Below are 11,327 nucleotides of genomic sequence, written 5' to 3' on the forward strand. Positions count from 1 at the left end.
GCTCCTGTCAGTTATTTTTCCTTTTCCGCCACGACCACCGAAATATGACTGGTGCGTCGGCGGATCCGTACTCCGCGCCCCATGGAGGCGGCACGATATCGCTTCATCATGAAACCGCCGTCGATCCTCAGCTCCTTGATGTAAAGATCATCTGCATTGAGCTTGGAAGTTTCACGATTGAGCACGTTGGCGACCGCCGAACGAACCGCCTTTTCCAGCGGCAGCGAAGCAGCCGTATTACTGTAATGCAGCAGATTCAGCGCCTCCTCTACTCCCTTGCCGCGGACCATTTTGGCCACCCGCCGCAGTTTGTAGGGCGACATCCGAATCCATCTGGCATGCGCTTTTCCTTCCATCAGATCTATCTCCAAAGAGGTTTGCCGTTCTTAGCGCTTGGCTTTCTCAACCTTCTTACCGACATGGCCGCGGAATGTGCGCGTCGGCGCAAATTCGCCCAATTTATGCCCGACCATGTTTTCGGTTATAAACACCGGAATGAACTTGTTGCCGTTGTGTACGGCAATCGTATGGCCGATGAATTCCGGCGGTATCGTAGACCGTCTCGCCCAGGTTTTGATCACCTTTTTTTCATTGGCCGCATTTAGATCGTTGATCTTTTTGAGCAGCTTTTGATCAATATAGGGACCTTTTTTGATCGATCTTGCCATGTTCTCGCAATCCTATCTATTTTCTGCGTTTCACAATGAGAGCATCCGACGGTTTACGCCTGCGCGTCTTGTAGCCTTTGGTGGGTTTGCCCCAAGGCGTACACGGATGACGGCCTCCGGAGGTCTTGCCTTCGCCGCCGCCCATCGGATGATCGACCGGGTTCATCGCCACGCCGCGCACCTTCGGCCGACGTCCCAACCAGCGTGACCGTCCCGCCTTGCCGAGGCTGATGTTTTCGTGCTCGATGTTGCCGACCTGGCCGATCGTCGCGCGGCATTCCAACCGCACCATACGGACTTCACCCGAGGGCAGCCGCAGTTGAGCATAATTGCCTTCCTTGGCCATCAGCTGCGCATAGGCGCCGGCGCTGCGGGCAAGCTGACCGCCCTTGCCGATCTTCATCTCGACATTGTGCACCATGGTGCCGAGCGGAATCTTGCTCAGAGGCAGCGTGTTGCCGATATTGATATCGGCATTCTCGGAAGAAATAACCGTGTCGTTGACCTTTAAGCCCTGAGGCGCAATAATATAGCGCTTTTCACCGTCGACATAATTCAAAAGCGCAATGTAGGCGCTTCGATTGGGATCGTATTCGATCGACGCCACTTTTGCCGGGATGTCCACTTTATCGCGCTTGAAATCGATGATGCGATACATCCGTTTATGCCCGCCGCCGCGTCGGCGCGAAGTGATCCGACCCATGTTGTTTCGGCCTGCGCTCTTGGTCAGCGGCTCGAGGAGCGAGCGTTCCGGCTTGGTCCGCGTGATCTCCTCAAAAGAGGCAACCGTTTTAAAGCGCTGCCCCGGAGTGATGGGCTTGAATGTTTTAACCGCCATGAATCGTTCTCCTCAAACCTCAAGTCGTCTGAAAAAAGTCGATCTTTTCGCCTTCGCGCAGCGTCACGATCGCCTTTTTCCAATCCGGCCGCTTTCCGACCGTAAGGCCCCGCCGCGTATTGCGCCGTTTCAGCTTACCTTTGACTATCATGGTGGCGACTTTATCGACTTTGACATCAAATTTCTTCTCAACGGCGCGCTTGATATCGATCTTGTTTGCGTCCTTGCTGACGACAAAGCCGTACTTGCGCTCGGTCTCCTGAAGCTTGAGCATTTTTTCGGTCAGGATAGGCCGAAGCAAAATTTCATGATGGCTTTTCATTATGCTAACGCTTCCTTTAGTTTTTCAACAGCGCCTTCGGTGATTAACAATGTCTTGCAGTTCAACAGATCATACGTCGAGGCATCGGTTGCCTTGACCATGCGGAACGTTTTGATGTTCCGGCCGGCAAGCAGCATCGTCGGATCGTAATCCGGCAAAAGCATCAAAGTTTTCTGGTCGTACAAATTAAAGTTGCGCAGAAAACCGGCCACATGTTTTGTCTTTGGTTCCTCGAGCTTGAAATCCTCGACGATCTTGACCTGTTGCTCCTTAACCTTTTGCGATAGAACGGAGATTCTGGCCAGCCGCTTTACCTTTTTCGGCACCTTCATTTCGAAATCCTGCGGCTGCGGGCCGTGAACAGTGCCGCCGTGCCGCCAGATCGGCGAACGTGTCGAACCGGCGCGCGCCGTACCGCGCCCTTTCTGCTTCCAGGGTTTGCGGCCGCCGCCCGAAACTTCCGACCGGCCTTTGGTCTTGCGCGTACCCTGACGCATATTCGTCAGCTGCGCCTTTACCGCCAAATAAACCGCGTGTTCGTTCGGCTCGATGCCGAAAATCTCATCCGGCAGCGTTACGGTCCGTCCGGCGGGTGTACCTTCTTTGGTATAAACTTCCAGTTCCATATCTCGCTACTTTCTGATTAGAACATACCCGTTTGCGGCACCAGGAACAGCGCCTTTAACGACGATAATGTTGTTTTCCGCGTCGACTTTGAGAATTTCGAGATTGCGCACGGTTACCGTATCCCCGCCCATGCGTCCCGCCATGCGCAGGCCTTTAAAGACGCGGGAAGGGAATGAGGACTGTCCCAACGAACCCGGGGCCCGCAGACGATCGCTTTGACCGTGCGTTTTGGGACCGCCGCCGAAATGATGCCGCTTGACGACGCCGGCAAATCCCTTGCCTTTGCTGGTACCGGTCACTTTGACCTTTTCGCCTTCCTTGAAAATATCCGCCTTGATGCTTTGTCCCAACTGCAGCGGCTCCGGGCTTTCAAAATCCCTGAATTCCCGCAGAATCTTGAAAGGCTTGAGACCGGCTTTGGCTGCATGGCCTTTTTCGGGCTTGTTGGCCGATTTCTCGCGCTTTTCGTCAAAGCCGAACTGCACGGCGTTATAGCCGTCCGTTTCGACGGTCTTGATCTGCGTAACGTAGCAGGGACCGGCCTCGATAACCGTTGCCGCGGTCGCGTTTCCGGCCTTGTCGAAAATTCTCGTCATTCCGAGTTTTTTGCCAATGATTCCGCGCATGTAACTTCCACAAGTTTTAAGTACAAGAAAAAGGGTCAACCCATCATCAGACTTTGATCTCGACATCCACGCCGGCCGGCAGCTCGAGCTTCATCAGGGCATCGACCGTTTTCGGATTGGAATTGAGAATGTCGATCACCCGTTTGTGAATGCGGGTCTCGAACTGCTCACGCGACTTTTTGTCGACGTGCGGCGAACGGTTCACCGTGTAGACCGAGCGCTCCGTCGGCAAGGGGATCGGTCCGGAGACCATCGCATTCGTACTCTTGGCCGTCCGAATGATCTTTTCCGTCGAGGAATCGATCAGTCGATGATCGTAAGCCTTTAGTTTAATTCTTATTTTTTGACCCGACATCTAGTCTTCTCCACTTCTTGCTGTCTTTTTATTTGAGGATCTTGGTCACCACACCGGCGCCGACCGTACGTCCGCCCTCGCGAATGGCAAACCGCAAGCCCTCTTCCATCGCAATCTCCGTGATCAGCTCAGCCTCGATCCGCACATTGTCCCCAGGCATCACCATCTCCACCCCCTCAGGCAACTTCACCGTCCCCGTCACGTCCGTCGTCCGAAAATAAAACTGCGGACGATACCCGTTGAAAAACGGCGTGTGCCGACCACCTTCCTCCTTGCTCAATACGTACACCTCCGCCTCAAACTTGGTATGCGGCGTGATCGAACCAGGCTTCGCTATCACCATCCCCCGCTCCAACTCGTCCTTGTCCACTCCCCGCAACAACAACCCCGCATTGTCACCCGCCTGACCCTCGTCCAACAACTTGCGGAACATCTCAATGCCCGTCACCACCGTCTTCCGATGAACCCCCAATCCCACGATCTCAACCTCGTCCCCCAACCGCACTACCCCGCGCTCTATACGTCCCGTCCCCACCGTGCCGCGCCCCGTGATCGAAAACACATCCTCAACAGGCATCAAAAACGGCTTGTCTATCGCCCGAACCGGCGTCGGTATGTAACTGTCAACCGCATCCATCAACTCCGCTATCGGCTTCCACTCATCACCACTAAAATCACCCGCCAAACCCTTGTTCATCGCCAATAACGCCGACCCCTTTATGATCGGTATCTCATCCCCGGGAAACTCGTACTTGCTCAAAAGCTCCCGTACCTCCAACTCCACCAACTCCAACAACTCCGGATCATCCACCTGATCCACCTTGTTCATAAACACCACGATCGACGGCACATTCACCTGACGCGCCAACAATATGTGCTCACGCGTCTGCGGCATCGGACCATCCGCCGCACTCACCACCAATATCGCCCCGTCCATCTGCGCCGCCCCAGTAATCATGTTCTTGATATAGTCCGCATGTCCAGGACAATCCACATGCGCATAATGACGCTTCTCCGTCTCATACTCCACATGCGCCGTGTTGATCGTAATCCCGCGTGCCTTCTCCTCCGGCGCATTGTCAATCTCATCATACTTCTTCACCTGCGCCAACCCCCGATTCGCCAAATACATCGTGATCGCCGCCGTCAACGTCGTCTTGCCGTGATCCACGTGCCCGATCGTCCCTATATTCACATGCGGCTTCTTCCGCTCAAACTTCGCCTTCGCCATTTCTTTAATCCTCCAAACTTGATGGTGACATTGGTTGATTTTCGAGCCCACGACCAGGATTGAACTGGTGACCTCATCCTTACCAAGGATGTGCTCTACCGACTGAGCTACGTGGGCGCTCATTTGAGCGGGAGACGGGACTCGAACCCGCGACCAACAGCTTGGAAGGCTGTGACTCTAGCCTACTGAGTTACTCCCGCCATTGATTGGATTAAAAAAATATCGGCTCAGTTTCAAATAATAATCCGAGACCGATACTGATAACCCAATTGCTCGTGGTGAGGGGAGGATTCGAACCTCCGAAGGCTTCGCCGGCAGATTTACAGTCTGCTCCCTTTGACCGCTCGGGAACCTCACCGCAACTGCTCTAGAGCCACCAGCAGGATTTGAACCCGCGACCGACTGATTACAAATCAGCCGCTCTACCAGCTGAGCTATGGTGGCGTACAAATCCCAGAGTGCTTTAAAGCCTCATAATTTAGCAATTTTAGCTGAAAAATCAAGTTCTTTTTTTATTAACTTTATTTTTACTGCAAAAATCGCCACTCTGATCCGCTCGGCGTATCCTGAATTTCAACCCCCAGCTCCTGCATTTTTTGCCGGATTTCATCAGCCAAAGCAAAATTTCTCTCGCGTCGCAAACGGGCGCGCATGTCGACCAACAGATTGATGAACGGTTCGGCGGCTACCAAGCTCTGCCGCTGCTTCGGAAGGATGCCCAAGACATCTCCAGCCAAAGAATCGAATTCGCTCTTTAGCGTCATCAAAGAAGCCTCGGTCAGACTGCTGCCGATCAAAATGTTGATCATTTTGGAAAACTCGAACAGCACGGCGATGGCCGAAGGGGTGTTAAAATCGTCATTCATAGCCTCGATAAACTTGCCCTGCATTTCCCGACATCTCGCTATGACGTCTTCCGAGGCTTCGCCTTTAGGCGCGTGGCGCAGCGCCTTATCCAGCATTGCCGCCGTGTTTTGCAGTTTTTCCAGCCCCTGCGCGGCCGAAGCAACAGCCGAGTCGCTGAAATCAACCGGACTGCGGTAATGGCTTTGCAAAATGAAAAAGCGAACCTGCTCGCCGGTAAACTTTTCCAGCGCTTGAGCAATGGTGGTAAAATTCCCCAAGGACTTGCTCATTTTGACGCCGTCCACCAGAACCATATTATTGTGCATCCAATAGCGGACAAACGGTTTGCCCGTGGCGGCTTCGCTTTGCGCGATTTCGCATTCGTGATGGGGAAATTGATTCTCCATGCCGCCGCCGTGGATATCAAAAGTCTCGCCGAGATATTTCATGGACATGGCGGAGCATTCGATATGCCAGCCTGGGAATCCTCGCCCCCACGGACTTTTCCACTGCATGATATGTTCCGGCTCCGCCTTTTTCCATAAAGCAAAATCGGCCGGATGACGCTTGGCTTCGATGATCTCCAATCGAGCGCCGGCCATTTGTTCCTCTACTTTGCGGCCGGAGAGTTTACCGTATTCGGGAAATTTCGAAATATCGAAATAGACCGATCCGTCTACCTCATAAGCGAAACCTTTGCTCAATAGCATTTCGATCAGCTCGATTTGCTCGGGGATATGACCGGCCGCATGGGGAGAAATATCGGGCCGCAAAACGTTGAGCGCATCCATGGCGTCGAAATAAGCGCGGGTATAGCGCTCTACCAATTCCATCGGCTCGAGCCGCTCGCGCTGTGCGCCTTTCAGGATGCGGTCTTCGCCGGAATCCAGCAAGTGGCCGACATCGGTGATGTTTTGCACATAACGCACCCGATATCCGAGAAAACGCAGATAACGCACCACCACGTCAAAGCTTACATAGCTTTTTGCATGGCCGATATGGGGATAATCGTAAACCGTGGGGCCGCAGACATACATATGAACGCGGCCTGGAACCAGAGGCACAAACTCTTCTTTCGTTCTGGCCAGACTGTTATAAATTTTTAGCGCCATTCAGCAGTCACCTTCTTTTTGGATCAAGACCACGGCGTGAGCGGCAGCGCCTTCCTCTCTGCCTGTAAATCCCAAACGTTCAGTTGTCGTCGCTTTAATCGAAACACAATCCGTCTCGATCGCGCAGGCTGCAGCAATGTTTTTGCGCATCTGTTCTACAAAAGGCGCAACTTTCGGACGCTGCAGCACCAAAGTCGTGTCGATATTGACGACCCGCCAGCCGAGTTTGGCAAGCTTTGCAACAGTTTCGCGAAGCAAGGCAAGGCTGTCTGCATCCTTGTAACGATCATCGGTGTCGGGATAGTGTCGACCAATGTCGCCCAAGGCGGCGGCGCCGAGCAGCGCGTCGCTGACGGCATGACAGAGTACGTCTGCATCCGAGTGGCCGGCCAGCCCTTGATGATGCGCAATTTCCACCCCGCCGAGGATCAGTTTCCTGCCCGCGGCAAATGGGTGAACGTCAAATCCGTGTCCGATGCGAAACTTCATGCGTCAACAAAACCTCGGCTAACAGCAGATCTTCGGGTGAAGTGATTTTGATATTCCGCCACTCGCCCTCCACTACGGCGACGGGCTCGCCCAGCCGTTCGACCAGCGCAGAGTCGTCGGTGCTGAAAAATCCGTCTTGAAGTGCGACCTGATAAGCTCGACGAATCAATTCGATTCGAAAGGTTTGCGGCGTCTGCGCCTGAACCAGTTGCGCGCGGTCAAGGGTCTCGAGCTTCTGCGGACCGCACAGCCGTTTAATCGTGTCCTTCGGCGGCAACGCGGTTACGGCGGCGCCGAACTCTGCCGCAGCCCGGACGTTCTCGGCAAGAATCCTTTCGCTGACGAAAGGACGCACGCCGTCGTGAATCATGACGATTTCCGTCGCCGGAGAAACGGCATCCAATCCGGCCAGCACGGATTGATACCGTTCCTCACCGCCGCCTACGATTTTCGCCGCTTTACGAATTTGCCATTCGTTGCGAATAACGCTTTCCCAGGATGCAACAAGGCGTAGCGGGAGGACGCAAATTATCTCGTCGATCAGCCGGCAGGCGTCGAATTTTTCCAGAGTGTACTGAAGAATGGGCTTGTCGGCGATGCGGAGAAACTGCTTTGGCGTAGAACTTCCGATTCGCCTGCCGACTCCGCCTGCGACGATAACTGCCGAGACGAACACGCGACCCGCCTACAAAATCAGCATGGCATCGCCGTAGCTGTAAAACATGTACTTTTCGCGAATGGCCTTTCGGTAGGCCTTGAAAATAAAATCGCGACCGGCGAATGCGCAGACCAGCATGAGCAGAGTCGAGTTCGGCAGATGGAAATTAGTAATCAGATGATTGACGATCTTGAAATCGTAGGGAGGATAGATAAACTTGTCCGTCCAGCCGCGCGCGGGTTTGGTCAGCCGCTCAGAGGTGACGCTGGTCTCCAACGCCCGCACGACGCTGGTCCCTACGGCGATGACATGCTTTTTATTGCGCATGGTTTCGTTAATCATTTCGGCAGCCTGGGGGCTGATTTCGTAATATTCGGAATCCATTTTGTGGCGGCTGAGGTCTTCGACTACAACCGGCCGGAAGCTGCCGAGTCCCAAATGGACAATGATACGCGCGATCTTGACGCCTTTTTGCTCGATACGCTGAAGCAGCTCCTCGGTAAAATGCAGTCCCGCCGTCGGAGCGGCTACGGCGCCGCGCACTCGGGCATAGACGGTCTGATAGCGCTCCTTGTCGATCGGCTCAGGTTCGCGCTTGATGTAGGGCGGCAGCGGCGATTTACCAAGCTCTTCCACCAGCTCGTACAGGTTTTCAGTATTGTTGAAACGGACGACTCTGCCGCCGGACACGGTGTTGTCGATCACATCGCATGTCAGCACGTTTCCGATGGAGAGCCGGTTGCCGACGCGTACCTTGCGCGCCGGTCGCACCAATACTTCCCACAAACCCTGCTCCAGTTCGCGCAACAGAAACACTTCGACTTTGGCGTCGGTTTTGTCTTTGGTGCCTTCCAATCGGGCGGCAAAAACCTTTGTTTCGTTGACGACCAGGCAATCCCCTGGTTCCATGTAATCGATAACATCCTTAAAGATACGCTCTTCGATCGACTCATCGGCACGATTCAGAACCATCAATCGGCATTCGTCGCGCTTGTCGCTGGGATACTGCGCAATCAGCTTTTCCGGCAGGTTGTACTTGAAATCAGATAATTTCATCGCTTCCTCACCTCCGTTTTGCAAAGAATGAACGGCTGCCTCTACTCGGCCGCAAACAGATCGCTTTGCGGCTCTTTTCTTTTTCTCTTGAAATGTCGAAAGGCCAAATCGGTTGCGGTTCTGCCGCGGGGCGTCCGCTGGAGAAAGCCTTCCTGAACGAGATAGGGCTCGTAAACTTCTTCGATGGTGTCGCTTTCTTCACCGATCGCCATGGCCAACGTATTCAGTCCCACAGGCCCGCCGCCGAATTTGTCGATGATGCACAGAATGATGCGCTTATCCATTTCATCGAGTCCGCCTTCATCCACGTCCATTCGCCAGAGGGCATCGCGGGCAATTTCGAGGGTAATGCGCGAACAGCCGGCGATCTGGGCAAAGTCGCGGACCCGGCGTAAAAGCCGATTGGCGATGCGCGGCGTGCCGCGGGAGCGGCGAGCGATTTCCAATGCTGCATCTTCATCTATCTCGATGCTCAAAATGCGGGCCGAACGGGTGATGACCCGCTGCAGCTCATCCGGCTTGTAAAAATCGAGCCGAAAGACCACGCCGAAACGGGCGCGAAGAGGAGAGGTGATCAATCCTGCGCGGGTTGTGGCGCCCACCAGGGTGAATTTTGGCAGCTTGAGCTGAACCGATCGCGCGTTGGCGCCTTTGTCGATAATAATGTCCAAAGTGAAATCTTCCATGGCCGGATAGAGATACTCTTCGATGACGCGGTTCAGGCGATGGATCTCGTCGATAAAGAGCACGTCGCGCTCGTTGAGATTGGTCAGGAGTCCGGCCAGATCCGCCGGCCGTTCCAGCGCCGGTCCTGAGGTGACCCGCAGGTTGCTGCCCATTTCGCGGGCAATAATGCCGGCCAGCGTGGTCTTGCCCAATCCCGGCGGTCCGTGAAAGATGACGTGGTCGAGCGGTTCACGCCGTTCGAGGGCGGCGCGAATAAAAACGCTCAAGTTGGCTTTGAGCTTTTCCTGGCCGATGAACTCGCTCAAACGCAAAGGACGCAGAGCGGCGTCCAGTTCGCGATCGCCCGCTAAAGGTTCCGGATCCGTGGCACGAAAAGTTTTATCGCCGGTCATGAATTAGGCTCCGCGCAGCGCATTGCGAATCAGCTCTTCAACCGACGCCTCTTTGCCGAGTTGAGCTGCAGCTTTTTGGACTAAAAGCTCGGCTTCCTTGCGGTTGTAACCAAGCGCCGTCAACGCCGCTGCAGCCTGCTCGAACAACTCGCTTTTTACAGGCGCAGCCGTTTCTTTGACACCGCCGTCGCGCACTTTGTCTGCCGCGCGCAGTTTGAGGTCGAGAATCAATCGCTGCGCCGTCTTTTTTCCTACCCCTTTGATGCGGCTTCGTCGCCGTCGGCAATCCATTTATAGATCTGTTCGACGGAAGAATTGCTGAGCATTGTCAATGCCAGCCGCGGTCCAATGCCGCTGACGCTCAGGAGATCTCGAAACAGGTCGCGTTCTTCCAGGGTAAAAAATCCATAAAGGGCCAGCAGGTCTTCACGCACGTAAAGATGGGTGAGAAGCTGCACCGGTTCGCCCTTGGCCGGCAGCTGTTCAAATGTGGAAATCGGTATCTGCAGCTCGTAACCGATGCCGCCGGATTCGATGATTGTATGAGTCGGTTGTTTATCTATCAAAACGCCGCGCAAAAAGGCAATCATGGCCAAGGTCGTTTAAAGGTTCAACGCAGACGCTGCGCGTGGCAAAACGCCACCGCCAAGGCGTCGGAGGCGTCGGTCGGCATATCGTTCAGCGACAAATGAAGGAGTTCCGCCACCATTCTCTGGACTTGTTCCTTCGAAGCCGCTCCGTAACCGGTCAAAGCCTGTTTGACTTCTTTGGGCGAATATACGGCCACCGAAAGACGAGCGTTGACGGCGGCAATCATAGCGGCGCCGCGCGCCTGGCCCAGCTTTAAAGCCGATTGGATATTGGGTCCGTAGAAAACATCTTCAAAGGCGGCGTGGGAGGGCTTGTATTTATCGATGAGCCCGTTAATGCCGTCGTATATGGTTTTAAGTCTAAATTCCAAAGCTTCGGTGGGCGACGAAACAACCGTCCCGTAATCGATGCATCGTATGGTTTCGTTCACCCGCTCAACAATGCCGTAGCCGGTAGCCGCCAGTCCGGGATCAATTCCCAAAATAATCATCACGCGTTCATAGCTTCCATCGTCTTTTCGTCGATGTCGAAATTGGAAAAGACGTTTTGGACATCGTCATGCTCCTCGAGCACGTCCATAAGCTTGAGCACCTGTTCGGCCTGCTTTCCTTCCAAGTGAACCGTGGTGGTCGGTTCCATGGTGACTTCGGCCGACTCTATGGCGATGCCTGCTTTTTCCAGCGCCGCTTTAACCGTTTCCAACGCGGTCGGCGATGTGAGAACGCGGAAGGTTCCGTCATCTTTTTGGATGTCGTCGGCGCCTGCATCGAGGGCGGCCACCATGAGATCATCTTCCGTAACCGCATCGGCCGAGATGGTAATGACTCCG

Annotated in this window: 17 protein-coding genes and 4 tRNA genes; all 21 read right to left on the minus strand. The window is 54.4% G+C overall.

Annotated elements, in window-relative coordinates; all coding sequences use genetic code 11:
* Window positions 1-11: 11 nt before the first annotated feature.
* The gene (gene rplV, locus ONB24_05495; GenBank protein ID MDZ7315562.1) at window positions 12-356 is read right to left on the minus strand and encodes a 50S ribosomal protein L22; all 345 of its coding nucleotides are present in this window, start codon (window positions 354-356) and stop codon (window positions 12-14) included.
* Between the two features lie 30 nt (window positions 357-386).
* Entirely contained in the window at window positions 387-668 is a 282-nt protein-coding gene (gene rpsS / locus ONB24_05500; GenBank protein ID MDZ7315563.1) for a 30S ribosomal protein S19, read from the minus strand.
* A 16-nt stretch (window positions 669-684) separates the two neighbouring features.
* Window positions 685-1,506: a 50S ribosomal protein L2 gene (rplB, locus tag ONB24_05505; protein MDZ7315564.1), complete on the minus strand. Its 822-nt coding sequence runs from the start codon at window positions 1,504-1,506 to the stop codon at window positions 685-687.
* 19 nt (window positions 1,507-1,525) lie between these two features.
* The gene (gene rplW, locus ONB24_05510; GenBank protein MDZ7315565.1) at window positions 1,526-1,828 is read right to left on the minus strand and encodes a 50S ribosomal protein L23; all 303 of its coding nucleotides are present in this window, start codon (window positions 1,826-1,828) and stop codon (window positions 1,526-1,528) included.
* A complete protein-coding gene (rplD, locus tag ONB24_05515) occupies window positions 1,828-2,454 on the minus strand; it encodes a 50S ribosomal protein L4 (GenBank protein MDZ7315566.1) in 627 nt (208 codons plus the stop codon). Before rplD ends, rplW begins: the two co-directional genes overlap by 1 nt.
* Window positions 2,455-2,460: 6 nt before the next feature.
* Window positions 2,461-3,081 carry a 50S ribosomal protein L3 gene (gene rplC / locus ONB24_05520; protein ID MDZ7315567.1) on the minus strand — a complete coding sequence of 207 codons (621 nt, stop codon included), beginning with the start codon at window positions 3,079-3,081 and terminating at the stop codon, window positions 2,461-2,463.
* A gap of 46 nt (window positions 3,082-3,127) precedes the next feature.
* Window positions 3,128-3,436, minus strand: coding sequence for a 30S ribosomal protein S10 (gene rpsJ, locus ONB24_05525; protein MDZ7315568.1), 309 nt, complete (start codon window positions 3,434-3,436; stop codon window positions 3,128-3,130).
* Window positions 3,437-3,464: 28 nt separating this feature from the next.
* Window positions 3,465-4,667, minus strand: coding sequence for an elongation factor Tu (gene tuf, locus ONB24_05530; protein ID MDZ7315569.1), 1,203 nt, complete (start codon window positions 4,665-4,667; stop codon window positions 3,465-3,467).
* A gap of 44 nt (window positions 4,668-4,711) precedes the next feature.
* A tRNA-Thr gene (locus ONB24_05535) sits at window positions 4,712-4,784 on the minus strand.
* A gap of 9 nt (window positions 4,785-4,793) precedes the next feature.
* A tRNA-Gly gene (locus ONB24_05540) sits at window positions 4,794-4,867 on the minus strand.
* Between the two features lie 76 nt (window positions 4,868-4,943).
* Window positions 4,944-5,025: transfer RNA gene (locus ONB24_05545), tRNA-Tyr, on the minus strand.
* Between the two features lie 13 nt (window positions 5,026-5,038).
* Window positions 5,039-5,111: transfer RNA gene (locus ONB24_05550), tRNA-Thr, on the minus strand.
* 83 nt (window positions 5,112-5,194) lie between these two features.
* Window positions 5,195-6,625, minus strand: coding sequence for a cysteine--tRNA ligase (gene cysS / locus ONB24_05555; GenBank protein ID MDZ7315570.1), 1,431 nt, complete (start codon window positions 6,623-6,625; stop codon window positions 5,195-5,197).
* Window positions 6,626-7,114, minus strand: a complete 489-nt coding sequence (gene ispF, locus ONB24_05560) for a 2-C-methyl-D-erythritol 2,4-cyclodiphosphate synthase (GenBank protein MDZ7315571.1) — start codon at window positions 7,112-7,114, stop codon at window positions 6,626-6,628.
* Window positions 7,086-7,790 carry a 2-C-methyl-D-erythritol 4-phosphate cytidylyltransferase gene (ispD, locus tag ONB24_05565; protein MDZ7315572.1) on the minus strand — a complete coding sequence of 235 codons (705 nt, stop codon included), beginning with the start codon at window positions 7,788-7,790 and terminating at the stop codon, window positions 7,086-7,088. Before ispD ends, ispF begins: the two co-directional genes overlap by 29 nt.
* A gap of 9 nt (window positions 7,791-7,799) precedes the next feature.
* Window positions 7,800-8,828 (minus strand): tRNA preQ1(34) S-adenosylmethionine ribosyltransferase-isomerase QueA, encoded by a 1,029-nt coding sequence (queA, locus tag ONB24_05570; GenBank protein ID MDZ7315573.1) that lies wholly within the window; start codon window positions 8,826-8,828, stop codon window positions 7,800-7,802.
* Window positions 8,829-8,869: 41 nt separating this feature from the next.
* On the minus strand, window positions 8,870-9,907 hold the full coding sequence (gene ruvB / locus ONB24_05575; GenBank protein ID MDZ7315574.1) for a Holliday junction branch migration DNA helicase RuvB: 1,038 nt from the start codon (window positions 9,905-9,907) through the stop codon (window positions 8,870-8,872).
* A 3-nt stretch (window positions 9,908-9,910) separates the two neighbouring features.
* Window positions 9,911-10,198 carry a hypothetical protein gene (locus tag ONB24_05580; GenBank protein MDZ7315575.1) on the minus strand — a complete coding sequence of 96 codons (288 nt, stop codon included), beginning with the start codon at window positions 10,196-10,198 and terminating at the stop codon, window positions 9,911-9,913.
* Window positions 10,159-10,497 carry a Holliday junction branch migration protein RuvA gene (locus tag ONB24_05585; GenBank protein ID MDZ7315576.1) on the minus strand — a complete coding sequence of 113 codons (339 nt, stop codon included), beginning with the start codon at window positions 10,495-10,497 and terminating at the stop codon, window positions 10,159-10,161. Before ONB24_05585 ends, ONB24_05580 begins: the two co-directional genes overlap by 40 nt.
* A gap of 20 nt (window positions 10,498-10,517) precedes the next feature.
* Window positions 10,518-10,988 carry a crossover junction endodeoxyribonuclease RuvC gene (ruvC, locus tag ONB24_05590; protein MDZ7315577.1) on the minus strand — a complete coding sequence of 157 codons (471 nt, stop codon included), beginning with the start codon at window positions 10,986-10,988 and terminating at the stop codon, window positions 10,518-10,520.
* A partial coding sequence (locus ONB24_05595; GenBank protein ID MDZ7315578.1) for a YebC/PmpR family DNA-binding transcriptional regulator occupies window positions 10,988-11,327 on the minus strand: 340 nt, incomplete at its 5' end. The genes ruvC and ONB24_05595, both read right to left, overlap by 1 nt.

Source organism: candidate division KSB1 bacterium, from assembly GCA_034505495.1.
GTDB lineage: Bacteria > Zhuqueibacterota > Zhuqueibacteria > Residuimicrobiales > Krinioviventaceae > Fontimicrobium_A.